This is a genomic window from Kitasatospora sp. NPDC004289, assembly GCF_053602875.1.
This window is the reverse complement of record NZ_JBSGEL010000051.1, coordinates 1-24,965: the sequence shown is the minus strand read 5'-3', so window position 1 is coordinate 24,965 and position 24,965 is coordinate 1. Positions and strand designations below refer to the sequence as shown.

At 73.6% G+C, this 24,965-nt stretch carries 17 protein-coding genes; 11 read left to right on the top strand and 6 right to left on the bottom strand.

Translation table 11 applies throughout. The features are described 5' to 3' along the window. The first annotated feature begins 81 nt into the window (after positions 1–81). Positions 82–972: a LysR family transcriptional regulator gene (locus tag ACWEPF_RS28455; RefSeq protein WP_452174782.1), complete on the top strand. Its 891-nt coding sequence runs from the start codon at positions 82–84 to the stop codon at positions 970–972. A gap of 3 nt (positions 973–975) precedes the next feature. Here ACWEPF_RS28455 and ACWEPF_RS28450 read toward each other — a convergent pair whose 3' ends face one another. The 4 genes from ACWEPF_RS28450 to ACWEPF_RS28435 all read right to left on the bottom strand — a co-directional run bounded on the left by ACWEPF_RS28450 (position 976) and on the right by ACWEPF_RS28435 (position 9,501). Beyond that, positions 976–1,713, bottom strand: coding sequence for a DUF7158 domain-containing protein (locus tag ACWEPF_RS28450; protein ID WP_452174781.1), 738 nt, complete (start codon positions 1,711–1,713; stop codon positions 976–978). Then, complete coding sequence (locus tag ACWEPF_RS28445) at positions 1,710–5,900, bottom strand: glycoside hydrolase family 38 N-terminal domain-containing protein (RefSeq protein ID WP_452174780.1); 4,191 nt, start codon at positions 5,898–5,900, stop codon at positions 1,710–1,712. The genes ACWEPF_RS28450 and ACWEPF_RS28445 overlap by 4 nt, the downstream gene beginning before the upstream one ends. Positions 5,901–5,943: 43 nt before the next feature. Further along, the gene (locus ACWEPF_RS28440; RefSeq protein WP_452174779.1) at positions 5,944–8,364 is read right to left on the bottom strand and encodes an endo-beta-N-acetylglucosaminidase; all 2,421 of its coding nucleotides are present in this window, start codon (positions 8,362–8,364) and stop codon (positions 5,944–5,946) included. A 123-nt stretch (positions 8,365–8,487) separates the two neighbouring features. Then, positions 8,488–9,501: a LacI family DNA-binding transcriptional regulator gene (locus ACWEPF_RS28435; RefSeq protein WP_452174778.1), complete on the bottom strand. Its 1,014-nt coding sequence runs from the start codon at positions 9,499–9,501 to the stop codon at positions 8,488–8,490. Between the two features lie 117 nt (positions 9,502–9,618). Here ACWEPF_RS28435 and ACWEPF_RS28430 point away from each other — a divergent pair, with 117 nt between their 5' ends. The 5 genes from ACWEPF_RS28430 (at position 9,619) to ACWEPF_RS28410 (ending at position 17,069) form a co-directional block, all read left to right on the top strand. Further along, positions 9,619–10,896, top strand: a complete 1,278-nt coding sequence (locus tag ACWEPF_RS28430; RefSeq protein WP_345282937.1) for an ABC transporter substrate-binding protein — start codon at positions 9,619–9,621, stop codon at positions 10,894–10,896. Positions 10,897–10,991: 95 nt separating this feature from the next. Continuing rightward, positions 10,992–11,864, top strand: a complete 873-nt coding sequence (locus ACWEPF_RS28425) for a carbohydrate ABC transporter permease (RefSeq protein WP_452174777.1) — start codon at positions 10,992–10,994, stop codon at positions 11,862–11,864. 5 nt (positions 11,865–11,869) lie between these two features. After that, positions 11,870–12,772: a carbohydrate ABC transporter permease gene (locus ACWEPF_RS28420; RefSeq protein ID WP_452174776.1), complete on the top strand. Its 903-nt coding sequence runs from the start codon at positions 11,870–11,872 to the stop codon at positions 12,770–12,772. After that, positions 12,769–14,028, top strand: coding sequence for a glycoside hydrolase 5 family protein (locus tag ACWEPF_RS28415; protein ID WP_452174775.1), 1,260 nt, complete (start codon positions 12,769–12,771; stop codon positions 14,026–14,028). The genes ACWEPF_RS28420 and ACWEPF_RS28415 overlap by 4 nt, the downstream gene beginning before the upstream one ends. A 23-nt stretch (positions 14,029–14,051) precedes the next feature. Then, positions 14,052–17,069 (top strand): alpha-mannosidase, encoded by a 3,018-nt coding sequence (locus tag ACWEPF_RS28410; RefSeq protein WP_452174774.1) that lies wholly within the window; start codon positions 14,052–14,054, stop codon positions 17,067–17,069. Positions 17,070–17,131: 62 nt separating this feature from the next. Here ACWEPF_RS28410 and ACWEPF_RS28405 read toward each other — a convergent pair whose 3' ends face one another. After that, entirely contained in the window at positions 17,132–17,923 is a 792-nt protein-coding gene (locus ACWEPF_RS28405; RefSeq protein WP_452174773.1) for an alpha/beta fold hydrolase, read from the bottom strand. Positions 17,924–18,037: 114 nt separating this feature from the next. Here ACWEPF_RS28405 and ACWEPF_RS28400 point away from each other — a divergent pair, with 114 nt between their 5' ends. Continuing rightward, positions 18,038–18,481: a MarR family winged helix-turn-helix transcriptional regulator gene (locus tag ACWEPF_RS28400; protein WP_452174772.1), complete on the top strand. Its 444-nt coding sequence runs from the start codon at positions 18,038–18,040 to the stop codon at positions 18,479–18,481. Between the two features lie 74 nt (positions 18,482–18,555). Here ACWEPF_RS28400 and ACWEPF_RS28395 read toward each other — a convergent pair whose 3' ends face one another. Continuing rightward, entirely contained in the window at positions 18,556–19,464 is a 909-nt protein-coding gene (locus tag ACWEPF_RS28395) for a LysR family transcriptional regulator (protein WP_452174771.1), read from the bottom strand. Between the two features lie 91 nt (positions 19,465–19,555). On the opposite strand from ACWEPF_RS28395, the gene ACWEPF_RS28390 reads away from it, so the two are divergent. The 4 genes from ACWEPF_RS28390 to ACWEPF_RS28375 all read left to right on the top strand — a co-directional run bounded on the left by ACWEPF_RS28390 (position 19,556) and on the right by ACWEPF_RS28375 (position 24,638). Beyond that, positions 19,556–20,941 (top strand): MFS transporter, encoded by a 1,386-nt coding sequence (locus tag ACWEPF_RS28390; protein ID WP_452174770.1) that lies wholly within the window; start codon positions 19,556–19,558, stop codon positions 20,939–20,941. Between the two features lie 199 nt (positions 20,942–21,140). Beyond that, positions 21,141–22,583: a SulP family inorganic anion transporter gene (locus tag ACWEPF_RS28385; RefSeq protein ID WP_452174769.1), complete on the top strand. Its 1,443-nt coding sequence runs from the start codon at positions 21,141–21,143 to the stop codon at positions 22,581–22,583. Between the two features lie 11 nt (positions 22,584–22,594). Continuing rightward, positions 22,595–23,458: an MBL fold metallo-hydrolase gene (locus ACWEPF_RS28380; protein WP_452174768.1), complete on the top strand. Its 864-nt coding sequence runs from the start codon at positions 22,595–22,597 to the stop codon at positions 23,456–23,458. Between the two features lie 151 nt (positions 23,459–23,609). Continuing rightward, on the top strand, positions 23,610–24,638 hold the full coding sequence (locus ACWEPF_RS28375; protein WP_452174767.1) for a helix-turn-helix domain-containing protein: 1,029 nt from the start codon (positions 23,610–23,612) through the stop codon (positions 24,636–24,638). The last annotated feature ends 327 nt before the right edge of the window (positions 24,639–24,965 follow it).

Below are 24,965 nucleotides of genomic sequence, written 5' to 3'. Positions count from 1 at the left end.
CCCGTGGCTGACGGACCATCAACGGCGATCTGCGGACCGCAGCGATCGGCTGCGCCGATCGATCGGGGTAGCGTGGCTCCCGTGGACAGGATCGAGTTGGAAGCGTTCGTCGCCGTCGCCGAGGAGCTGCACTTCGGCCGGGCGGCCGCCCGGCTGCACCGGGGGCAGCCCACCGTCAGCGAGGCGGTCCGGCGGCTGGAGGGGAGCCTGGGCGGGCGGCTGTTCCACCGCACCAGCCGCCGGGTCTCGCTGACCGAGCTCGGGGAGGCGATGCTGCCCGAGGCCCGGGCCACGCTGGCGCAGCTGCTCCGCTTCCAGCAGCGCGGACGCTCGCTGGCGGCGGGCGAGCGGGCCCACACCACTCTCGTGGTCGCGCACGCGGAGTACACCTGCCACCAACTCCTGGTGCGCTGCCTGCCGTTGCTGCGCGAGCGGTTCCCGGAGGTGACGATCGTGCCGGAGGTGATGTCCACCGCCGCCCAGGTCTCCGCGCTGCGGGCCGGGACGCTCGGGCTGGGCGTCGCCTGGGCGCTCGGCGAGGTCACCGGGGTCAGCGCCACCGCACTCTCCACGGAGCGGTTCGTGGCTCTGCTGCCCGCCACCCATCCCCTCGCCCGGCAGCGTGAGTTGAGCACCGCCGAGCTCTCCGCCAGCAGCCTGCTCACCTGGCCGCACCAGGTCAACAGCGGCCTCTGCGACCGCCTGCTGACCGCCTTCCGGATCGGCGGCGCCGACCTGCGCATCATCCGCACCGCCGACAGCGTGCACGCCATCGCGGCCCACGTGGCGGCCGGCACGGGCATCGGCATCACCGTCGAGTCGGCCTTGGACGTGACTCCGCCCGGGCTGCGGGCCGTACCGCTGACCGGGCCGTCGACCGCGGCCGAGCAGGTGGTGCTCACCGCGGCCGATCCCTCCGAAACCGCCCTCGCCCTGCGCGAGTTGCTGCTCCGGGAGGCATCGGCGGGGTGACCCTCAGTGCCGGTGGTGGTTGTCCGGCTGGGACGGGTCGCCGGGGTGTTCCAGACCGGGGACGAGGGTCAGGCGGGTGGCGCGGGTGTGGTCGAGCCAACGGGCGAAGGTGAGGCGGCGGGCGGCTCCGTGGGGGTCGGCGGTGGGGGTGGTGGCGGGGCGGGAGCGCAGGCCCACCAGGGTGGCGGTCCAGCCGTCGGCGGTGACCTGGGTGCCGGGCGGGGCTGCGCGCAGGGCGGCGGCAAGGGCGGCCGGGAGGCTCTCCGGCGCGGCCTCGAACTCGCCGTCCGGGGTCGCCAGTTGCCAGAGCGGATCGACCGGCCGCGGAGGCGGTGGGGGCGGGGCGGGAACGGCGGAGGTGACGGCTGTGTAGACGGCGCGGACGGCGGCGCTGCCCTCGAAGGCGGCGGCCGTGATGGAGCCGAGCTCCACGGCGGCGCGCTGGTCGAGGCGGACGGGGCCGGGCTCGGCGAGGTCGAGGCCGCGCTCGGCGGCGACGGCGGCGCACAGCTCCTCGGTGAGCAGCACCTGGGCCACCCAGCGGGTGAGTTGGCGGTCCTCGGCGCTGCCGGGGGCGGGCAGGGCGGAGGAGCGCGGACCGGAGCGCAGCGCCGCCAGGCGGCGGTCCAGCCCGGTGCGCGGGATCGGACGCCCGTCGAGGAGCCCCAGCACGGACGGGGCGTGGTGGGTGCCGTGGGTGCCGTGACCGCCGGCGGCGCCCGGGACGGCGGGGCCGTTCACGGGGACACCACCAGCTCCACGGTCGGGGCGTACTGGCAACGGCCGTACCACATCACCTTGGTGACGGCCCAGAAGGTGCCCGGTGCGGTGCCGGCCGGGGCATGGACGGTGAACGGGACCTCGGCCGTGGCACCGGCCGCGATGCGGAAGCCCCGCACCGGGTCGGGCAGCAGCTCCCAACTCCCCCAGGGCGAGACCAGTTGGAGCTCGCCGCGGATCTCGCCCCGGGTCCGGTTGGCCAGCCGCAGCACCAGCTCGGCCCGGCCGCCGGGCGCGACCCGCACCGTGTCCGCGGCGACGTCGACCGTGAGCCCGGTGTCCCGGCCCTCAAGGGCGGTGGTGCCCTTGGTCTGGGACCACTCCTCGGGCGCGGGCCCGGGCGAAGGCAGGTCGACGCCGACGGCCACCGTGCAGACGTCCTCGACCAGTTGACCGTCGTGCTCGGTCCGGACCGCCACGAAGTACAGCCCGGGCGCGGCGTCGGCGGGCGGCGTGAGGGTGACCGGGAAGCGGAGGTGGCCGGAGGCGGCGAGCCGGTAGGGGCGGCGGCGCGGGTTCACGCGCCAGCCCTCGGGGGCGATCACCTCCGCGGTGCCCTCCACCTCGGCGTCCACCAGCTGGGAGGCGAGGACGGCGGAGAGCTCGACGGGGGCGCCGTCCGTCACGGGGACCAGGCCGGGCGTCAGGCCGACCGAGACCGGGAGGTACCCGAGCGGAGCGGGGCCCCGGTTGTGCAGCCAGTAGCGGGAGTGGACGGGCTGGGCCGCCTCCGCCGCCGGGCCGAGCAGCGCACCGCCGGGGGCCGCGGGCGCGGCCGGACGGGCCGTCAGGGTGACGATCCCGGCGCCGTCCAGTGCGAGCGGGAGCGCGACCGGGGCGAGCGGACGCTCCAGCAGGTCGGCCCGGTGCGGGTCGGTGAGGGTGAGCGCGCCGGAGAGGGTGGCCGCCCGGCCGAGGCCGGTGGACTCCACCAGGCGCAGCGTGACGCTGCTCGCCGGATCGGCGGGGACGGCCGAGCCGTGCGCGTGCGGGTTCCCGGTCGGTTTGAGCGTGCTCAGCCGCACCTCCCGCTGCGGTTCGACCCGCAGCCAGGAGTGCTGGGCCGGCAGGCTTCCCGCCCGGGCCGGGAGCACGGCCGCCAGCAGCGCATGGTTGAACTCCTGCCCCTGGGAGGGCAGGTGCAGGGCCCGCCAGTCGCCCTCGCCGGATACCAGGCTGTAGTCGAAGTGGTGCGTCCAGTGCTGGAGTTGGAAGGAGGAGCCGTCCGGGGCGGTGCGCCGGGGCGGGTCGATCCAGACGCCCGAGGGCCAGCCGGTGCAGGAGCGCAGCAGGGAGAGGTGCAGGGCTCCGGTCGGGTCCACCGCGAAGCCGGGCATGCCGCGGTTGAGCAGGGCCACGGTGTGGTCGCTGAGCCGCTCGGCCTCGGGCAGCGGCCCGTCGGGGCTGACGGCCTCGATCACCGCGCCGTCCAGCGGGACCGAGGCGGGGTCGGCCAGGATCAGGGCGGGCAGCGCCCGCGGCCCGCGCAGGTCGGCGTTGGGCTGCCAGACCTCGCGCAGCGGCTTGTGCGCCGGCACCCAGACCCGCCCGTGCTCGGCCAGGACGGCGCGGTGCGCGTCCCCGGCCGACGCCAGCAACTCCGCGGCCAGCGGGTTGACTTCGGGCCCGCCGAGGACGATCCGGACGTCGGGCAGGTTGGAGTCCACCTCCAGCCAGCCGTAGCGCGCCCAGTCGGCGCCGGCGGTGGTCGCGGTCACCCCGCAGCGGGCCAGTGCGACGACCAGCTCCCGTGCCTCCCCCGCCCGTTCCAGCGAGGGGACGACGACCTCGGCCACCCCGACCGCCCGCTCGCCCAGCGCCGAGCCGTCCGGCGCGCCGAGCCGGACCCTGGCGGTGGAGCCGAGGCCGAACCAGGTGTTGGCGGGGTTGTCGAGCGTCCAGGGCGCCTCGGCCACGTCCACGTCCGGCAGGGCGAAGCCGCGGCCGATCACGGCGTCCGCCACCTCGCTGACCGGCAGGGCACCGGGCAGCTCGACCGGGAAGCGGACCCGGAGCAGCCGGTCGGCGCCCCGGTGGTCCACGACCGTGGTGCGGAAGTCGATCCGCTCCTCGCCGGCCCAGAGGGTGACGGTCTGCCGGTGGGCCAGGCCGTCCACCTCCCCGGTGACCACCAGGCGCTCCCCCAGCGGCCCGGTCTCCCGCCGCACCGCGGCGGGCTCCGCGGCCGAGCCGACCACCGGGCCCTTGGGCAGCAGGTGCCAGGGCCCCTCACCGAAGTCGGGGTGCTGCGGGTACTCCTGGTAGACCCTCAGCTCGTTGCCGACCCGCCCCTCCTGCAGCAGCTCGCGCCCGCACCGCAGGTCCAGGACGCTGCTCAGGGCGCCGCCGCGCGCCGGGTCGGCCGTCACCCGGTAGCGCGCGTTCGCGGCGGTCGTGCCCTCGGCCGCCGACCAGAGCGGCCGGGCGGAGGGGCCGGGGAGCAGCCGCCAGGAGCGCCATCCGAGCGTCGGGACCTGCTCGGCCCGGAACCACAGCTCGCCGTCCCGGACGGCGCTCGGCAGCTCCGCTCCCCCGTCCGGGGCCAGCAGCCGTCCACCGGTCACGCCCTCCGGCAGCGGCACCCGCACCACGCCCGAGCGGTCGAAGGAGAGCGTGTTGGTGACCACCACCGCCAGCCCCTCCCCCCGGGTGTCCACCGCACCGGTGAGCGCGGCCAGGGCCGCGTCCCGCACGCCTGCCGCCAGATCGTGCGCCTCCCGCCAGCCGCCGGCCAGGTCCAGGTAGACCTGGTCGGACTCGGAGCCGGTGATGGCGTCGTGGTGCGCGCCGTACGCGAGGTGGCGCCAGACCTTGTCCAGGGCGGCGGCCGGGTAGCGGCCCAGGCCCTGGAGGGCGGCCAGGGTGGCGAGCTTCTCGGCGTCCACGGCGGCGGTCTCGCCGGCCCGTTGGGCCTGCTTGGTGTCGATGTAGGAGACGTCCTTGCCGGTGTAGACCGGGTTCATGTCCCGGCTCTGCGGGCTCAAGGTCCGTCCCGACGAGGCGAGTTCGGCGCGGACGGCGTCCAGGAAGTCGCGCGGGGTGCCGCAGACGAAGCGCGGCCAGAGGTACTTGGCGGCCCAGGAGCGGTGGATCTCGGTGACCCACTTGTTGGGCGGGGTGTAGTCGGTGCCGACCGGAAGCAGCAGGTTCCTGGTCGCGCCGACGGGCTTGAGCTTGCGGTAGAGCCCGTACACCGCCGCCTCGGCGGTGGCCAGGTCCGGGGAGCTGTCCATCCACCAGCCGGCCGAGTAGTGGTGCGGCATGTAGTGGGTGAGCACGCCCCGGCCCGAGGGCGAGAGCCACTCGAACTCGCTGGGGAACTGCATCACCGTGGCGTCGTCCTTGGCCTCCCGGAAGTTCTTCTGGATCGGGCCCCACTGGTGGAAGGGCCCCCGCGCCCAGGCGCTGCCGGTGAGCCCGGCCTCGGCGAGCAGCCCGGGGAACTGCGGGTCGTGGCCGAAGACGTCCAACTGCCAGGCGGTGCGCGGGTCCCCGCCGAGGACGTCGCGCTGGTAGCCGATGCCGTAGAGGACGTTGCGGATGGTGGTCTCGGCGCCGGTGAGGTTGGTGTTGGGCTCGTTGTAGGTGCCGCCGACCAGCTCCACCCGGCCCTCGGCCGTCAACTGCCGGAGCTCCGCACGGCGTTCGGGGTGGAGGTCGAAGTAGGGCTTGAGGTAGTCGACCTCGGCCAGCACGAAGCGGTAGTCCGGATCGCGCAGGGCCAGGTCGAGGTGGGCCTCCATCAGGGCGAAGCCGTTGCGCTCCCAGAGCGGCCGGGTGGTGGCGTCCCCGGCGAGCAGTTCCCAGGGGGAGGTGTAGGCGGCCTGGGTGTTCCACCAGACCGGGTCGTAGTGGAAGTGCGACACCATGAACATGGTCCAGCCGGGCTCGGCGACCACCACCCTGGCGGCCGCCAGGGCGTCCCCGGCCCTCACGGTGACCGGGAGCTCGGTGCCCACCGGGTGGGCGGTGAGGTCGAGCGGGACCTCGACCGCCCCCGTGCCGGCCGCGGCGCCCTCGACCCCCGGCCCGGTCACGGTGACCACGGCGGGCGGCCCGTCCAGGGTGACCCGCAGGAGCTGGCGCGGGGCCTCGGCGGTGCCGGTGAACAGGTCGGTGGACTCGACGGCGGTGATGCTGACCGGCACGGGGCTGGTCCTCTCTCTCGTCACCTCGAACGCGGACGGGGCGTCAGGAGCCCCAGGCCTCGAACTCGTAGATCCGGGCGGCCGGGTCGGTGGTCTGGGTCGGCTTGGTCACCACCAGCCGGACGTACCGGGCGGTGAGGTCGACCGGGTGGGTGGTGGTGCCGGCGGTGTTCCCGGTGACCGTGACGGCGGTGGTCCAGGCGTCGGTGGTGGCGTTGCGGACCTGGACGGTGAAGTCGCGGGTGTTGTAGCTCGTGCTCTCGCCGCCCGCGCTCGCGTGCTTGACCACGAAGCTGGAGAGCGGCCTGGCCGCGCCGAGGTCCACCTCCAGCCACTTGGTGGAGGTGAGGGTGCACCACTTGTCGCCGTTCCCGCCCGAGACGCTGCCGTTGACGGCCTTGGCCGGGCCCTCGTTGGCGTTGCAGGTCCCCGAGGCAGTGGCGGGGCGGTTGAGGGCGAGGTTGGTCTGCGGGGTGGTGCCGCCCCAGGCGACCGTGGTGGTGGCGACGCCCGAGCGGCCGTACTCGGTCGAGACCGCCTCCACCTCCAGGGTGGTGGTGGTCTCGCTGCCGGCCCGGTCGAGCCGGGGCGCGAAGAGCGCGTCGTTCGGGGTCGCGCCGAGCAGGGTGCGGCTGCCGTCGGCGTTGCGGCGGTAGACCTCGTAGTGGTGCACGGGGGCGCCGCCCGAGGAGGCCGTCCAGGCGAGGCGGAGCGACTTCTGCGCGGCGGTCACGTCGGTGGAGCCGAGCACCGTCAGGCCCGAGGGCGCCGCGGGGGCGTCCACCGCGCCGTCCTGGACCGCGAGCTGACCCACCTTCACGTCGTAGGAGGCGGCGCTTCCGGTGACCTGGAGGCCGAGCTGGGCGATGGTCCGTCCGGCGTACGCCGACAGGTCCAGGGTCTTGCGCTCCCAACCGGTGCCGGTGGTGGCCCCGAGGTCGAGCGGGACGAAGGTGGTCGGTGCGTCGGTGAAGGCCACCGCGGCCTTGAGGTTGGAGGCCCCGGCGGCCGGGGTCTTCAGTACCACCGAGAGCTTGGTGTCGGCGGCCACCGGCAGGCGGGTCTGGTAGAGCCGCAGGGTGTTGACGGCGTCCAGGGTGCCGGACAGGCGCAGCGAGGAGCCGCCCTCGTAGGCGTCGGTGAAGTCGATCGAGGGGGTGAGCCGGCTGCCGGAGGAGGAGACCAGCCAGCGGTAGGTGGGCGGGACGTCCTGGAGCGAGAGGTTGTTCCAGCCGGTCGGGCTCACCCGCGCCCCGGCCGAGTTCCAGAAGTCGCCCTGGCCGCCGTTGAAGGAGGTGACGAAGGGCTTGGCCGTCACCGGGGAGGACTCCGGCACGTAGGTGGCCAGGCCCTTCCAGGACGAGGAGGTGGTGGTGTTGGAGGGGTCCCCGTTGGCACCGTCCCAGTACCGCGCCTCGCGGGCGTGCGAATCGGCCCGGGAGGACGAGGAGTTGTACGTCCACTCGGGGCGGTAGAGGCCGAGCGAGGTGGTGTGCGGCTGGCCGGCCGGGAAGAGCGAGGCCCAGTCCACCGAGGTGTTGTAGCCGTTGGCCTCGGTGTCGATGCCGGAGTAGAGCTCGAACTCGTTGCGGCCGAGCGAACGGGCCAGGTTCTTCGAGGAGTTGAGCCCGGAGGAGCTCCAGTTGAAGTTCAGGAACATCGAGTCGGAGGTGCGCTGCGAGCCTTCCTGGAGGAAGGCGTCGTTGGCCGAGGTGAGGGCGTTCTGCCAGCTCACCGAGCCACCCTCGGTCATCGCGTCGTACCACATGAAGTCGACGGCGCCCTTGGACCTGGCGTACCGCATGGTGTTGCGCACCTCGGTGGCCAGGGCCGCATCGCCGCCGCCGGTCTCCTGGTTGACGAACCATCCGTCGAATCCGTACTGCTGGGCGACCTGCACCAGCTTGTCGGCGACGGGGTAGGTCGAGCCGGACTTCTGGACGAAGTCGCGCACCCACTGGAGCTGGCCGCCGTAGGCGGCGGGCGGGAAGAAGACGGTGCCGTAGACCTTCACGCCGTTGCGGTGGGCGGCGTCGATCACGGTGGAGTTGGGGGCCAGGATCAGGCCCTCGGAGGCGGAGCCGCCCCAGAACACCAGGGTGTCGACGTACTGCCAGTGGCTGAAGGCGTAGTAGTTCGGGCTGGCGGAGCCCTGGGAGGGGTTGTTGGAGGTGGGCCCGAAGGAGACCAGCGAGACCACCTTGCCCTCGCCCGCCCTGGCGTTCGGGTTGGCCTTCAACTGCGGCTCGGAGACCCGGGGTTGGAGCGGCACCTTGGAGCGGTTGAAGCGGGCGTCGGGGTCGGTGGCCGGGTCCCAGTTCAGGATGGTGCCGGGGTGCCAGTAGGACGCGTAGGGCTGGTTCCCCGCCGCTGCGACGGGAGCTGCCGCGGCCGCCTGCGGTACGGCGAGCGCGGCGGTGCCCAGGGCGGCGCTGAGCAGCAGGGGCAGAAGGGTTCGTCTCATCCGAGTGCTCCGATCCGGCGAGGGGACGCCGAGAGGGTGGGCTGGTGCGGATGGCGCTGTGGCCCGGCCGTCGAGGTGTGCGGCCGGGCTGGGCGGGAACCTAAATCGCTTTAGCTGTCCCTGTCAAGGGCACCGTGCCGTGCTCTCCCGGACCACCAGCCGCGGCGTGGGCATCTGCAGCACCACCTGCCGCCCCGGTTCGTCCACGGCCGACAGCAGGGTGCGGGCCACCTGCTCGCCGAGCGCGAAGGTGTCCCGAGTGAGGGCGGTCAGCGCGGGGTGCACCACCCGGGTCAGCACCGAGTCGTCGAAGGAGACCACCGAGAGCTCGCCCGGCACGGAGACCCCCATCTCGGCCGCCACGCCCAGCCCGGCCAGCGCCATCACGTCGCTGTCGTAGACCAGCGCGGTCGGCCGGGCCGCCTTGGCCAGCTGCGCCCGGGTGGCCGCCGCGCCCTCCGCGTCGCTGAAGTCGGTGGGCACCGAGACGGCCTCCAGGCCGAGCCGCTTCGCCGCGTCCCGCACGGCCCGGATCCGGCGCTGGGTGTGCTGGAAGGCCGGCAGGCCGGCCAGGTGGGCGATCCGGCGGTGCCCTAGCGCGGCCAGGTAGTCCACGATCGAGAGCATCGCCTCGCGGTCGTCGGCCCAGACGCTGGACAGCGTGCCGTGGCCACCGGGGCCGCCCAGCACCACGGTGGGCAGGGCGAGTTCCTCCAGCACGGCGATCCGCCGGTCCCGGGTCTGCAGGTCCACCACCACCAGGCCGTCCACCCGGTGCTCGGACGCCCAGCGGCGGTAGACCTCGGTCTCGGCGGCGGTGTCCTCGACCACCATCAGCTCCAGCGCCACCGAGCGGGCCGAGAGCCCGGCCTGGAGACCCGACAGCAGCTGGGCGAAGAACGGCTCCACCCCGATGGTCCGGGCCGGGCGCGCGATCACCAGCCCGACCGCCCCGGCCCGGGCCCCGCCGAGCGCCCGCGCGGCGCTGTGCGGGCGCCAGTTCATCCGCTCCGCCACCGCGAGGATGCGCTGCCTGGTGGCCTCGCTCACCCCCGGCCGCCCGTTGAGCGCGAACGAGACCGCGCCCTTGGAGACCCCCGCCTCGCGGGCGATGTCGGCAATCGTCGGTCTGCCCATCGAACCTGACCTCTCTCTTGACACCGGAGTCTAGCCAGGAGCATGCTCCCCGACGTCACTAGACCGGTTTAGCACGTTCCTCTTCCACCCCTCGGCAGGACGGACACCGGAACCCTCATGAGACGAATCCGTGCGGCACTGGCCACCGCCGTGCTCGCCACCGCCGCCCTCACCGGCTGCGGCCTGGGCAACGACAGCAAGAGCTACGACACCGTCCCCGTCGGCGGCGAGGTCAAGGGCAAGGTCTCGCTCCAGACCTGGGCGCTGAAGCCCAAGTTCACCGCCTACGTGCAGGGCGTGATCGACGGCTTCCAGAAGCAGTACCCCGGCACCGAGGTCGAGTGGCTGGACCAGCCCGGTGACGGGTACTCGGACAAGGTGCTCAGCCAGGCGGCGGGCGGCACCCTGCCGGACGTGGTCAACCTCCCGCCCGACTTCGCCCTCCCGCTGGCCAAGCAGGGCCTGCTGCTCGACCTCGCCACGTCCGACCCCAAGCTGACCGGGGAGTACGTGGCCGGCGGCATCGACGCCTACCGCTTCCCCGGCCAGGACGGCGCCTACGGCTACCCGTGGTACCTCAACACCGACGTCAACTACTGGAACTCCGAACTCCTCGCCAAGTACGGCCTGGACCCCCGGAAGCTCCCCACCAACCTGGACGAACTCATCGCCCAGGCGCGGGTGTTCAAGGAGAAGGCGGGCGCCGACGCCTACCTGATGAGCCGCAAGCCCGGCCTCGGCGACCTGGCCAACGAGGGCGTGCCGATCATGGCCGCCGACGGGAAGAGCTTCACCTTCAACACCCCGCAGGCCGCCGCCCTGCTGGACAAGTACCGAGCCGCCTTCAAGGAGGGCCTGCTCCCGCGCGACGTGCTGACCGACAAGTACGCGGGGAACTCCAAGCTCTTCACCGCCGGCACCGTCGCCTGGACCACCGGCGGCGGCAACCTGATCACCTCGCTGGCCACCGACAACCCGACGCTGGCCCCCAAGGTGGTGCCCTCCGCCGCCTTCGGCACCCCGCCCCTCTACGTCCAGGGCGTCTCGGTGGCGAAGTCCACCAAGAACGCCCCGGCCGCGATCGCGCTGGCCCGCTGGGTCACCAGCCCGGAGAACCAGGCCGCCTTCGCCCACCTGACCAGCATCTTCCCCTCCACCAAGGCCTCGGCTGGGGATCCGTACTTCGCCAAGAGCGACGGCACCAACGCGAGCGACGCCAAGGTGATCGCCTTCGGCTCGCTCGCCAAGGCCAAGATGCTCCAGCCCGTCCAGGTGCAGGACGCGATGAGCGACGTCATCAACCAGCAGATCGCCCTGGCTATCAGCGGGGACACCACCTCCCAGGCCGCCCTGGACACCGCGGTGGCCCGCTGCAACCAGCTGCTCAAGAACTGACGCACCCCCAGATCGGGCGGAGCCGGGCCGCGCCCCCAACGCACCCCCGGCTCCGCCGCTCACCCCCCGACACCCCCGGCCCCAGGAAGGAACGGATGACCCACCGCCGCTGGTTCACCCCCTGGCTACTGGCCGGCCCCGCCGTGGTCTGGCTGGCGGTCTTCAACCTCTGGCCCACCCTCAACACGGTGGTGCTCTCCTTCACCAACGCCAAGCCGCTCGGCGGCGGGCACTTCACCGGCCTCGCCAACTACGAACGGGCCTTCAGCGACGAGCAGTTGGCCGACGCGCTGGTCAACAGCATCGTCTACCTGCTGGTCTGCCTCCCCCTGCTCACCCTGCTCCCGCTGCTGCTCGCCCTGCTGGTGCAGCACCGCCTCCCCGGCATCACCTTCTTCCGCACCGCCTTCTACACCCCCGTGATCGCCTCCGCCGTGGTGGTCGCGCTGATCTGGGGCTGGGTGCTGGACGACCGGGGCGTGGTCAACGGCCTGGCCCAGCAGCTCGGGGTGGTCACCGCCCCCGTCCCCTTCCTCACCGACCGGTGGCTGCTGCTGCTCAGCGCCATCGCCCTGACGGTCTGGAAGGGCCTCGGGTACTACATGGTCATCTACCTCTCCGCGCTGGCCAACGTCGGCCGCGAGCTGCACGAGGCGGCCGCCGTGGACGGGGCCTCCGCGCTACGCCGGTTCTGGCACGTCACCCTGCCCGGGGTGCGCCCGACCATGCTGCTGGTCTCCGTCCTGATCTCGGTCTCCGCGCTGCGGGTCTTCTCCGAGCTGTACGTGCTCTCCAACGGCACCGGCGGGCCGGGCGGGCGCGACATGTCGGTGGTGATGCTGATCCAGATGTACAGCCGCGGCTTCACCGGCCACCTCGGCTACGCCTCCGCGCTCAGCCTGCTGCTCTTCGCCATCACCCTGGCGCCGATGCTGCTGCTGGCCCGGCTCAACCGGAAGGCGGCCTGACCACGATGCCCACCCGTACCGGCCCCGCCACCCGCACCGCCCGCACCGCCCGCACCGCCCGGAGCGCCCGCCGCGGCTTCAACTCCCCCTCCCCGTCCGGGAACGCCGTCCGCTACGCGCTGCTGCTGCTGGTCCTCCTGCTGACCGTCGGCCCCTTCCTCTGGCAGCTCTCCACCTCGCTCAAGGGCCCGGCCGAGGACATCTACACCCGCACCCCGGCCTTCCTCCCCGAGCACCCGACGCTGGCCAACTACCGGGCCGTCGCCGACACCATCCCGGTCTGGACCTACGCCGCCAACTCCCTGCTGGTGGCCGCCGTCGCGGTGTTCGGCAACGCGGTCGGCGCGACCCTGGCCGGCTTCGCGCTGGCCCGGCTGCGCTTCCGCGGCGGCCGGCTGCTGCTCGGCCTCTTCCTGGCCACCCTGATCCTGCCGGGTGAGGTCACCATCGTCTCCCAGTACGTCACCGTGCGCGGCCTGGGGCTGGCCGACACCCTGCTCGGGGTGGCGCTGCCCGGCGCGCTGGCGATGCTCAACGTGCTGCTGATGCGCACCGCCTTCGCCGCCGTGCCGCCGGAGTTGGACGCGGCCGCGCTGGTGGACGGGGCGAACGTGTGGCAGCGCCTGTGGCACGTCGGGCTGCCGAACGTGCGCGGGATGCTCAGCGTGGTCGTCATCTTCACCTTCATCGGCGCCTGGGACGACTTCCTCTGGCCGCTGATCGTGCTGAACGACCCGCAGAAGTACACCCTCACCGTCGGGCTCCAGTACCTGAACGGCACCTTCAGCGCCAACCCCCGGCTGATCGCCGCCGGGACCATGATCGCTTTCCTCCCGATCGTCGTCGTCTTCGCCACCCTCCAGCGGTTCTTCTTCCGCGGGGTCGAGGAAGGAGCAGTGAAGGGTTGACCAGGTCAACTGCCGTACCGCGCTTCGGCGTCAACTACACACCGAGCGAGGGGTGGTTTCACCACTGGCTGGACTACGACCCCGGCGCCGTCCGGGCGGACCTGGACTCGATCGCCGCGCTCGGCCTCGACCACCTCCGGGTCTTCCCGCTCTGGCCGCTGTTCCAGCCCAACCGCACCCTGATCCGCCCGCGCGCCGTGGAGCAGCTGGCCGACCTGGTGGACGCGGCCGCCGAACGCGGGCTGGACGTGGCGGTGGACGGCCTCCAGGGCCACCTGTCCAGCTTCGACTTCCTGCCCGCCTGGACCCAGACCTGGCACCGGCGGAACATCTTCACCGACCCGGAGGTGACGACGGCCCAGGAGGAGTACCTGCGCACCCTGGCCGCCACCCTGGCCGGCCGGCCGAACTTCCTCGGCATGACGGTGGGCAACGAGATCAACCAGTTCTCCTCCGGCCCGCACCCCGACCCGGACCTGATCACCCCTCAGCAGGCCGAGGACTGGCTGGCCCGGATGCTGGCCGCCTGCGAGCGCGGCGCCCCGGGGAAGCTGCACGTACACGCCGAGTACGACGCCGCGTACCACCAGGACGACCACCCCTTCACCCCCGGCCAGGCGGCCCGGATCGGCGGCGCCACCGCCGTGCACTCCTGGGTCTTCAACGGCACCGCCCAGCGGCACGGCCCGGACGCCCCCGCCACCACCGGCCACGCCGCCTACCTGATCGAGCTGGCCAAGGCCTGGGCCGAGGACCCCGCCCGGCCGGTCTGGCTCCAGGAGGTCGGCGCCCCCGCCCCGCACGTCCCGCCCGGGCGGGCGGACCGCTTCACCGCCGCCACGGTGGCCGCCGCGCTGGACTGCCCGGACCTGTGGGGCATCACCTGGTGGTGCTCCCACGACGTCAGCCGCTCGCTCGCGGACTTCCCCGAACTGGAGTACACCCTCGGCCTGTTGACCAACGACCGGCACCCCAAGCCGGCCGGCCTGGCGCTGGCCGCCGCGGTCGCCGAGGCCCGGGCCGACTGGCGGCCGCCGGCCACCCGCAGCACCGCACTGGTGCTGGACGTGGGCGGCGAACGGGAGGCCCCCAAGCGCTCGGTCTGCGCACCCGGCGGCCCGTACTTCGAGGCGTTCGCCGCGCTCGCCGCCGACGGTGCCCGCCCGACCGCCCTCCTGCTCGAACGCGTGCACGACGAGGCCCACTTGGCCGCGCGCGGCATCACCGAGATCCTCACAGTCGACGACGTCCGCTGACCACTCCAGGGAGCCCTCACCCCATGCACGACGACCGCAGCCTTGTCGAAGCCCGGCTCAAGCGCGTCCTGGAGGAGCGCGTCCGCCCGGCGGTGTACCCGGAGAGCGTGCCGCTGACCGCCGGGATCTGGACCGCCCCGGACGAGCCCGTGCCGGTCGCCGAGGGGATCGCCGCGCCCCGCACGCCGGTGGCGGCCGGTGACCGCTGGGGCGCACCCTGGGGCACCAGCTGGCTGACCGTCAGCGGCACCGTGCCGGCGGAGTGGGCGGGCCGGACCGTGGAGGCGCTGATCGACCTGGGCTTCGACGCCAACATGCCCGGCTTCCAGTGCGAGGGCCTGGTGTACCGGCCCGACGGCACCCCGGTGAAGGGCCTCAACCCGCGCAACCAGTGGGTCAGGATCGCCGACCCGGCCGTCGGCGGGGAGGAGGTGCTGCTGCACGTGGAGGCCGCCTCCAACCCGGTGATCCTGGACTACCACCCCTTCCTGCCCACCGAGCTGGGCGAGAAGGAGACGTCGGGCTCCGAGCCGCAGTACCGGCTCGCCCGGCTCGACCTGGCGGTCTTCGACCGAACCGTCCACGAGCTGGTCCTCGACCTGGAGGTGCTCGGCGAGCTGATGGCCGAGCTGCCGGTGGAGGGTGCCCGCCGCTGGGAGATCCTGCGGGCCGTCGAGCGGGCCCTGGACGCCCTCGACCTCCAGGACGTCAACTCCACGGCCGCGGCCGCCCGTTCGCAGCTGGAGGCGGTGCTCGCCTCCCCCGCCGAGCCCACCGCCCACCTGCTGAGCGCGGTCGGCCACGCCCACATCGACTCGGCCTGGCTCTGGCCGCTGCGCGAGACGGTGCGCAAGGTGGCCCGCACCACCGCCAACATGACCGCCCTGCTGGAGGACGAGCCCGAGTTCGTCTACACCATGTCCCAGGCCCAGCAGTACGCCTGGATCAAGGAGCACCGCCCCGAGGTCTACGCCCGGGTGAAGAAGGCGGTGGCCGAGGGCCGGTTCGTCCCGGCCGGGGGCATGTGGGTGGAGTCGGACACCAACATGCCCGGCTCGGAGGCGATGGCCCGTCAGTTCGTCCACGGCAAGCGGTTCTTCCTGGACGAGTTCGGGATCGAGAACGAGGAGGCCTGGCTGCCGGACACCTTCGGCTTCGCCGCCGGGCTGCCGCAGATCATCAAGGCGGCCGGCTCCAAGTGGCTGCTCACCCAGAAGATCTCCTGGAGCCAGGTCAACAAGTTCCCGCACCACACCTTCCTCTGGGAGGGCCTGGACGGCACCCGGATCTTCACCCACTTCCCGCCCGTCGACACCTACAACTGCTCCATGCTCGGGCGCGAGATCGCCCACGCTGCGAAGAACTTCAAGGACAAGGGCCGGGCCAGGCACTCCATCGCGCCGACCGGCTGGGGCGACGGCGGCGGCGGCACCACCCGCGAGATGGTCGGCAAGGCGGCCCGGCTGCGCGACCTGGAGGGCTCGCCCAGGGTCCGCTGGGAGCGCCCCGCCGAGTTCTTCGCCAAGGCCGAGGCCGAGTACCCGGCCCCGCCGGTCTGGGTCGGCGAGCTCTACCTCGAACTGCACCGCGCCACCCTGACCAGCCAGGCCCGCACCAAGCAGGGCAACCGGCGCAGCGAGCACCTGCTGCGGGAGGCCGAGCTGTGGGCCGCGACCGCCGCCGTCCGGACCGGATTCCCTTATCCCCAACAGGAGTTGGACCGGATCTGGAAGACGGTTCTGCTGCACCAGTTCCACGACATCCTGCCCGGCTCCTCGATCGCCTGGGTGCACCGGGAGGCCGAGGCCACCTACGCGGCGGTGGCCGCCGAGCTGACCGGGATCATCGAGGGAGCGCTGGCCGCGCTGGCCGGCGAGGGCTCCGCCGACCTGGTCTTCAACGCCGCGCCGCACGGGCGCTCGGGCGTTCCGGCCGGGGCCGGCGCGGTGGTGGCTCCCGGCGCGGGCTGCTCGGTGACCGAGCGGGACGGTGGCGGCTTCCGGCTGGCCAACGGCCTGCTGACGGTCGAGGTGGACGGGCGCGGCCTGGTCGTCTCGGTGCTGGACGGTGCCACCGGCCGGGAGGCGGTGGCCCCCGGCGCGGCGGCCAACCTGCTCCAACTCCACCCGGACTTCCCGAACATGTGGGACGCCTGGGACGTGGACCAGTTCTACCGCAACACCGGCACCGACCTGACGATGCTCGACTCGCTGGAGGTCGCCGCCGACTCCCCGGGCCTGGTCTCCGTCCGGGTACGCCGGTCCTTCGGCTCCTCCACCGTCGCGCAGACCCTCACCCTGGCCGCCGGCGCCCGCCGGCTCGACCTGGACACCGAGGTGGACTGGCACGAGACGGAGAAGTTCCTCAAGGCCGCCTTCCCGCTCGACCTGCACACCGAGCGGTACGCGGCCGAGACCCAGTTCGGCCACCTCTACCGGCCCACCCACACCAACACCAGCTGGGAGGCGGCCAAGTTCGAGGCCTGCAACCACCGCTTCCTCCACCTCGGCGAGCCCGACTGGGGCGTGGCCCTGGTCACCGCCTCCACCTACGGCCACGACGTCACCCGCACGGTGCGCCCCGAGGACCACGGCACCACGACCACCGTCCGGGTCTCACTGCTGCGCGCCCCGCGCTTCCCCGATCCGCACACCGACCAGGGACTGCACCGCTTCCACCACGCGCTGGCGCCGGGCGCGACGGTCGGTGACGCGGTCCGCGAGGGGTACCGGATCAACCTGCCGGAGCGGCGGATCACCGGCGCGGCGGACGGGGTGGCACCGCTGGTGACGGTGGATCAGGAGGCCGTGGTGCTCAGCGCCGTCAAACTGGCGGACGACGGCAGCGGCGACGTGGTGGTCCGCCTCTACGAGGCCCACGGCACCCGGGCCACCGCCCGCCTCAGCACCGGCTTCCCGCTGGCCGGGGCCCGGCTCTGCGACCTCCTGGAACGCCCGACGGGCGAGGCGGCCACCGCGGGGGACGCGGTCGAACTGCGCCTGCGCCCCTTCGAGTTGGTCACCTTGAGGCTGACCCGCTAGTCGTCGTCCCACCGGGCCCGCACCGACTCGCGGCGAACCCGCCGCGAGTCGGTGGCGACGGCTCAGGCCCCGTCCTGCGCCTGGCGCCTGTCCACGTACTCGGCGATGATCGAGAAGAACCGCGCCGGGTCCTCGAACGGCAGGCCGTGGCCGCCGGGGACCTGGAGGAGGTCGGCCCGGTGGATGGCGGCGGCCAGTTCGCGTTGGTGGTGGGGCGGGATGATCAGGTCGTCGGCGCTCGCCAGCACGAGCGCCGGCGCGGTGACCCGGCCCACCGCGTCACGGAGGTCGATGCGGGCGTCGAGCTCCATCTGCCCGAGGATGCGCTCGTCGAGCATGGCCGTGAAGCCCGCGGCCATGGCGGCGAACTGCGCGTCGTCGAGGGTTCCGAGGAGCCCGGGCCCCATCGCGGTGAGGATCAACTGGCGGGCCAGCAGGGCCGGGTCGGTGCGCAGCAGGCGCGCCCACAGGTCGAACATGAACGCCTCGCGCGGGCCCGTCCTGACCCATCCGGCGTGCAGGACGAGCGAGGTCACGGCATCGGTATGGCGGGCGGCCACGGCCGTGGCGACGACGGAGCCCAGCGAGTGACCGACCAGGTGGAACCGTTCCAGTCCGGCGGCCCGGGCGGTGGCGGCGACCCGGTCGGCGAGTGAGTCCAGGTCGATCGGTCCGGGGTCCACGGGGGTGGCGCCGGCGCCGGGCAGGTTCGGGGCGACGACGGTGTACCGGTCACGCATCGCCTCGATGAGGGCTTCCCAGTTCGAGGTCGCGTCGGCGCCGGTGCCGTGGATCAGGACCAGGCCCGGGCCGGACCCTGCGACGACGTGATCGAGCGGTTCGCGGCTGGCCAAGGGGTGCCTCCATGGGTGAGTGGCCGAGTGATGCCCCGAAGATAACAGAGTTCTGTCATGTAGCAGAGCTCTGTCATCAGCCAGGGTTCGAGCCGGTGGCGTACGATCGCCCCCATGGGAATGCCGGTCACGGAGCGCGTCGGACTGCACATCAAGCGGGTGGAGCAGGAGCTGATGGCGGCCAAGCACGCGGCGCTCCGGCCGCTCGGGCTCACCGTTCCGCAGTACGCCGCGCTGTACACGCTGGACGACCAGCCGGGGCTCTCCGCCGCCGCACTCGCCCGTGCCTGCCTGGTCACGCCGCAGACCATCGCCACCGTGCTCGCCAACCTGGAGGCGAAGGGCCTGATCACCCGTCAGCCGCACCCCTGGCACCGCAAGGTGGCCGAGGTGCACCTCACCGACGACGGACGCCGGCTGCTCGCACGGGCCGACGCGAAGGCCGTCGCCATCGAACGGCGGATCGCCGACGGCTTCAGCCCCGAGGAACGCGCTCTGCTGATCGACCTGCTGGCCCGCGCGTCAGGTCAACTGGCGCTCGCACCGGAGCAGGACTGACACCGCCGACCGACCCCCACCGGCGGTGAGCACGCGCGGGAGCCGCGCCCGCACGCCCGTCCGAGGCACCGTCCTCACCGCACGCCCGCGTACGTCGCGGCGACCTCGCGGACCTGGGTGCGGAGCCAGCTGTGGGTGCCGTCGAGTTCGTAGCGGGGGTGCCAGGCCATCGCGATCGGCAGCTCCGGGAGGTCCACCGGCACGGGGAAGGTGCACAGCCCCAGCCCCTCGACCGTGCGGCGGCAGAGCCGCTCCGGCACCATGCCGACCAGATCGGTCTCGCGGAGCAGCAGCAGGGCGGCGGCGAAGGTGGGCACGGTGGCGGCGACCGTCCGGGCCAGGCCGGTCTCGGCCAGGGCGTGGTCGAGCGGGCCGGTGAGCCGGCCGCGGCGGGAGACGGACAGGTGCCGGGCCCCGGCGAGGCGCCGTGCCGTGACCCGTCCGGAGGCCAGCGGATGGCCGCCCCGGACCACGCCCACCAGACGGTCCGTCAGCAGCGCCTCCACCCTGGTCTCCGGCGGGGCGTCGGCGATCACGCCGATCTCCAGCGCGACCTCGCCGCGCCGCAGCAGGTCGCTGTCGTGGGAGGGCTCCGCCAGGAACCGCAGGGTGAGGCCGGGGGCCAGCCGCCCCACCGAGGCGAGCAGCCCGGCCCCGAGGGAGTGCACGATCTCGTCGTGGGCGAGCAGGGCGTGACTGCCCGTCAGGGTGGCCGGGTCGGGTGCCGCGTCCGGGGCGAACAGGGACTGCGCCTCGGCCAGCACCCCGTGCACCCGCGCGCGCAGCGCCACCGCCCGGGGTGTGGGCACCATCGCACGCCCGGAGCGGACCAGCACCGGATCGCCCAGGGCCCTGCGCAGCCGCCCGAGGGTGCGGCTCATGGCCGGCACCGAGAGGTGCAGCCGCTCGGCCGCTCCGGTCACGCTCTCCTCCTCCAGCAGCGCGTCCAGCGCCACCAGCAGGTTCAGGTCCAGCTCGGCCATCCCGCCCACCTCTCTCGATTGCGTCCGGCGCAATCCTCCCTTGCCATCTTTGCACTTGAACGCAACTGTCCGTGCTTCCTAGCCTGGGCCCATGCCACCTCAACTCCTCCACGAGCCCGGAGCGTCCGTGCCCACCACCGCCTCGCACCGGCCGCGGCGCGTGCTCGCGCTGCTCTGCGCCTGCGTGGTGCTGACCATCGCCATGGTCGCCGCCATCAACCTGGCCGTGCCCCCGATCGCCGCCAGCCCGATCCACCCCGACGCCACCCAGCTCCTCTGGATCGTCGACTCCTACGTCATCGTCTTCGCCGGCCTGCTGATACCCGCCGGGGTCGCCGGCGACCACTACGGCCACAAGCGCACCATGCTCGCCGGCCTGGGCGTCTTCGCCCTCGGCGCGGTGCTCTGCGCGGCGGGCTCCTCGGTCGCCCTGCTGATCGCCGGCCGCGCCGTGATGGGCGCGGGCGCGGCCCTGGTCCTGCCCGCCACCCTCTCCGTCATCGTGCACGTCTTCCCGCCCGCCGAGCGCCCGCAGGCCATCGCCACCTGGGCCTCGATGACCGGCCTGGCCGGTGTGCTGGGCAACGTCGGCGGCGGCGTGCTGCTCCAACTGCTGCCCTGGCAGTCGCTGTTCTGGGCCGCCGCGCCGATCGCCCTGGTGCTGCTCGCGCTGGTCGCGGTCGTCGTCCCGGTCACCCCGCTGCGCGGGACCCGGCAGGACCCGGTGGGCAGCGTCCTGCTGGTGCTCGGCTTCGTCGCCCTGCTGCACGGCGTGATCGAAGGCCCTGCGCAGGGCTGGGGCTCGCCCGCCGTGCTGCTCAGCCTGGCCGCCGCCGCGCTGCTGCTGGCCGGGTTCACCTGGTACGAACTGCGCTGCGCGCACCCGATGCTGGACCCGCGGCTGTTCCGCGTCCCGGCCGTCCGGGCCGGCGCGCTGGGGATCGGCGCGGTCTTCTTCGGGATGTTCGCCCTCTTCTACGTGAACGCGCAGTACCTCCAGCAGGTGAAGGGCTTCTCGGTGCTGGCCACCGGATTCGGCGTGCTTCCGCTGGCGGTCGGCATGCTGGTGGTCTCCCGCCGCAGCGCCGCACTGGCGGCCCGCTTCGGCCGGCTCACGGTGGTCGCCAACGGCTTCGCCTTCCTGCTGGCCGGGCTGGCGCTGCTCTCCACCACCGGCCCGGCCACGCCGTACCCGCTGTACGCCGTCTACATGGTGCTGATGGCCTGCGGCGCGGGCCTGGCCACCCCACCGCTCTCGGCCGGGATCATGGCCGCGCTGCCGCCGCAGAAGGCCGGGCTGGGCTCCGGCATCAACAGCTCGACCCGGGAGCTGGGCAGTGCCCTCGGAGTGGCCGTGGTCGGCACCGCGATCTCCACCGGGCCGCTGAGCGAGGGCCTGGCCCAGGGCTACCGGGTGGTGGCCGTCGTCGTCCTGGTCCTCGGCGTGGCCGCGCTCTCCCAACTGCGCCGCGCCTGACCGCACCTGACCGCGCCGCACCGTCGCGCACCGCACCCGCCGACGGCTGCGCCGCCCAGCACGGCCGGACGCCCGCGCACGCGCCCTTCACCGGGCCCGGCGCGGGTGCAGCCGTGCGCCCCCGAAGTACTCTGCTACCGGTCCGACCATGTTGTTTTACTCATTCTTGACGCACCGTCAAGAACCTGAGAGGGACTCGATGCCCCGTCGTCCCGTCCTCCCGCGGCAGGACCTCGCCGCCTCCCTGGTCGTCTTCCTGGTGGCCCTCCCCCTCTGCGTCGGCGTGGCCGTGGCCTCCGGCGTCCCCGCCGAACTCGGCCTGGTGACCGGCATCGTGGGCGGTCTGCTGACCGGCCTGCTGCCCGGCAGCAGCCTCCAGGTCTCCGGCCCCGCCGCCGGCCTCACCGTCCTGGTGCTGGAGGCCGTCCGCACCTTCGGCCTGGCCGCCCTCGGCGTGCTCACGCTCGCCGCCGGCCTCCTCCAACTCGCCATGGGCGCCCTGAAGTTCGGCCGCGCCTTCCGGGCCATCTCGGTGGCCGTGGTGCAGGGCATGCTGGCCGGGATCGGCCTGGTGCTGGTCTCCGGCCAGCTCTACGCCCTCACCGACACCCCCGCCCCCGGCCACGGCCTGGCCAACCTGGCCGGCCTGCCCCGGCTGCTGGCCTCCACCGCCGCCTCGCCGGGCGCGCTCACCGCCGCCGCCCTCGGCTGCGGCACCGTCTCCGTCCTGCTGCTCTGGCGGCACCTGCCGCCCGGCTTCCAGCTGCTGCCCGCCCCGCTGGCCGCCGTCGCGCTCGCCTCACTGGCCGTCTGGGCGCTGGGCCTGGAGGTGGCCCGGGTCCGGGTCTCCGGGCTGCTGGAGGCCGTCCACCCGCCCGGGGCCGGGGAGTTCGCCCTGCTCGGCCGACTCGACGCGCTCGGCACGGTGCTGGCCTTCGCGCTGATCGCCTCCGCCGAGAGCCTGTTCAGCGCCGCCGCCGTCGACCGCCTGCACGACGGCCCCCGCACCCGCTACGACACCGAACTGGTGGCCCAGGGCGTGGGCAACACCGTCTGCGGCCTGCTCGGCGCCCTCCCGATGACCGCCGTCATCGTCCGCAGCGCCGCCAACGTCCAGGCCGGTGCCCGCACCAAGGCCTCCCGCGTCCTGCACGGCCTCTGGCTGCTGCTCTTCGCCGCCCTGATCCCCGCCGCCCTCACCGCCATCCCGCTGGCCGCCCTGGCCGGCGTCCTGGTGCACGCCGGGGCCAAGCTCATCCCGGTCAAGTCCCTGGTGCCGCTGTGGCGTTCGCACCGCGGCGAGGCCGTGGTGCTCGCCGTCACCGCGCTCGCGATCCTGGCCACCAACCTCTTCGAGGGCGTCCTGCTCGGCCTGCTGCTGGCCGTCCTCAAGGCCGCCTGGGAGACCTCCCACCTCCACCTGTCCGTCACCGACCACCGCGACGGCAGCGTCACCCTACGGCTGGCCGGCAACGCCACCTTCCTCCGCCTCCCCCGCCTGCTGGAGACCCTCGAACGCCTGCCGGCCGACCGCCCCGTCCACCTCGACCTGAGCGAGCTGCGCCACCTCGACCACGCCTGCCGCACCGCCCTGGCCCCCTGGACGGACAAGTCGCTGGACGATCACCTGGCGAGCCGTTAGCTTGCTCCGACGTGGACACGATCATCTTCAACGACAGCACCCCGACCGCCCTCCCCCTGGACGTCCGGTGGATCCACGGCTCGGAGTCGTCCAAGCACAACACCGACCCGGACATCCAGGTGTACGCGTACGACGAGCACACCCTGATCCTCCGTCAGAACAAGGCCGTCCACTTCGAGGCCCCGTTCCTCTTCCTGCTCTTCGGGGCCGAGCGCGCCGTCCTGATCGACACCGGGGCGACCGCCTCCCCCGAGTACTTCCCGCTGCGCGCCACCGTGGACGGCCTGATCGACCAGTGGCTCGCGGCCCACCCGCGCGAGGGCTACCGGCTGGTCGTCCTGCACACCCACGGCCACGGCGACCACAAGGCCGGCGACCCGCAGTTCGCCGACCGCCCGGACACCGAACTCGTCCAGGCCGACCGCGACTCCGTGTACGCCTTCCTCGGCCTCACCGAGGACCCCACCGCCACCGTCCCGCTGGACCTCGGCGGCGGCCGGGTGCTCAACTGCTTCGCCATCCCCGGCCACCACGCCGCCTCGGTCGCCTTCCACGACCCGCACACCGGCATCCTGCTCACCGGCGACACGGTCTACCCGGGCCGCCTCTACGTCGAGGACTGGGAGGCCTTCACCCACTCCGTCGACCGCCTGATCGCCTTCGCCGAGACCCACCCCGTCACCCACGTGCTCGGCTGCCACATCGAGATGACCAGCACCCCGGGCGTCGAGCACCAGTACTTCGCCTCCTACCAGCCCGACGAGCACGTCCTGGAGCTCACCGTCGACCACCTCCGCCAGATCCGCACCGCGATCGACGAGATCGGGGACAAGGCCGGCCACCACTCCTACCCGGACTTCGCGATCCAGCGCTGATCCGGCCCCCCTCCGGGCTCCGGGACGCCGGGGCGAGCCGTCCAACAGGTCCGCCGGGACTTCGTCAGCTCGCCCCCCGCGCCCCGGAGTCCGCCGGTCCGCCCGCCCCGCCGTGCCACCATGCGCAGACCAACGACCGGGGGGTTCGGACATGGTCACCAGTACGGACAGGGGCGCGGGCACCGGCACGAACGCGAGCACCGGCGCGGCGCCGGGCACGGGAGCTGGCGCGGGAGCGGGAGCGGGCACCGGCAGGACGGCCAACGCGGGCACCAGTTGGGGCACCTCCGCCGACGGCGGCAGCTGGGAGCTGGCGGTCCGTCAGCCGACCACCGCCCTGCGTGGGCAGGTGCTGGAGTACCGCGGCTACCGGATGGACCTGCGCCACCCGCGCCGACGGCTCGAAGTGCCCACCGCCGTGGTCACCATGGTGCTCGGCTTCGACGGCCCGATGCGGCTGACCGACGCCGTCGACCCGGCCAGGACCGCCTCGTTCACCTCGCTGATCGGCGGCATGCGGCGCACCGGCACCATCGGCGAGCACGACGGACGGCTGCACGGGCTCGCCGTCTCGATGACCCCGCGCACCGCCTTCGGGGTCTTCGGCCCGGCCCTCGGCGACCTCACCAACCAGTGGGTCGAACCGGCCGACGCCCTCGGTCACCGCACCTTCCAGCGACTGCTGGAGCAGCTCTTCGAGGCCCCCGGCTGGGACGCCCGGGCCCGGGTGATGGACGCCTTCCTGCTCTCCCGGCTGGCCCGCAGCCGCCCCTGCACCTCCGCCGTCGACTGGGCCTGGCGCGAACTCCGCCGCACCAACGGCCAGATGGCCGTCAAGGAGCTCGCCGACACCATCGGCTGGAGCCGCCGCCGACTGGAGACCGTCTTCCGCGAACAGGTCGGCCTGCCGCCCAAGGGCTGCGCCCGCATCCTCCGGCTCCAGCACGCCCTGCGCGAGTACCGCGACTCCACCGACCGGGACGGCGCCCGGATCGCCACCCACTGCGGCTACTTCGACCAGGCCCACCTGGTCCGGGAGTTCCGCGCCACCCTCGGCTGCACGCCGTCCCAGTTCTTCGCGCACCGCAGCCGCCAGCTCGGCGCCGAACCCGCCGACCGCCTCGCCGGCGAGGTCACCACCGCCCTGCTCCCCAACGGCGACCGCGCGCCGGTCGGTTGACGGATCCCCGGCGGGGGTTCGCATTTTTACAAGCCCCGCCCCGCCCTCCCGGGAGAGGGTGGGCACCGGAGCCGGACGGTCGCACCGCGACCCTTCGAGAACGGAACGCCATGCGCCCGAGGAACTCCAGTCCGACGGCGGTCCCCGGAGCGGGGCACGGGCAAGGTGCCCCGCCCCGGGTCCGCCCGACCGTACCGGAGAAGGTCCCTCCCGTGCAGCGCCCGAGTGCCGTACTCCCGCCGGCCACCACCGAAGGCCCGGTCGCCGGCCCGGGCCGACCCTGACCACCTGTCCCATCGGGGGCGGTCGTCGCCCCGGCCCGCCGGG

Excerpts from the sequence above, each read along its gene's own strand:
- ACWEPF_RS28440 (WP_452174779.1), bottom strand. The coding sequence starts at position 8,364 with ATGAGACGAACCCTTCTGCCCCTGCTGCTCAGCGCCGCCCTGGGCACC.
- ACWEPF_RS28390 (WP_452174770.1), top strand. The coding sequence starts at position 19,556 with ATGCCACCTCAACTCCTCCACGAGCCCGGAGCGTCCGTGCCCACCACC.
- ACWEPF_RS28420 (WP_452174776.1), top strand. The coding sequence starts at position 11,870 with ATGCCCACCCGTACCGGCCCCGCCACCCGCACCGCCCGCACCGCCCGC.
- ACWEPF_RS28435 (WP_452174778.1), bottom strand. The coding sequence starts at position 9,501 with ATGGGCAGACCGACGATTGCCGACATCGCCCGCGAGGCGGGGGTCTCC.
- ACWEPF_RS28385 (WP_452174769.1), top strand. The coding sequence starts at position 21,141 with ATGCCCCGTCGTCCCGTCCTCCCGCGGCAGGACCTCGCCGCCTCCCTG.
- ACWEPF_RS28425 (WP_452174777.1), top strand. The coding sequence starts at position 10,992 with ATGACCCACCGCCGCTGGTTCACCCCCTGGCTACTGGCCGGCCCCGCC.
- ACWEPF_RS28375 (WP_452174767.1), top strand. The coding sequence starts at position 23,610 with ATGGTCACCAGTACGGACAGGGGCGCGGGCACCGGCACGAACGCGAGC.
- ACWEPF_RS28395 (WP_452174771.1), bottom strand. The coding sequence starts at position 19,464 with ATGGCCGAGCTGGACCTGAACCTGCTGGTGGCGCTGGACGCGCTGCTG.
- ACWEPF_RS28400 (WP_452174772.1), top strand. The coding sequence starts at position 18,038 with ATGGGAATGCCGGTCACGGAGCGCGTCGGACTGCACATCAAGCGGGTG.
- ACWEPF_RS28430 (WP_345282937.1), top strand. The coding sequence starts at position 9,619 with ATGAGACGAATCCGTGCGGCACTGGCCACCGCCGTGCTCGCCACCGCC.
- ACWEPF_RS28410 (WP_452174774.1), top strand. The coding sequence starts at position 14,052 with ATGCACGACGACCGCAGCCTTGTCGAAGCCCGGCTCAAGCGCGTCCTG.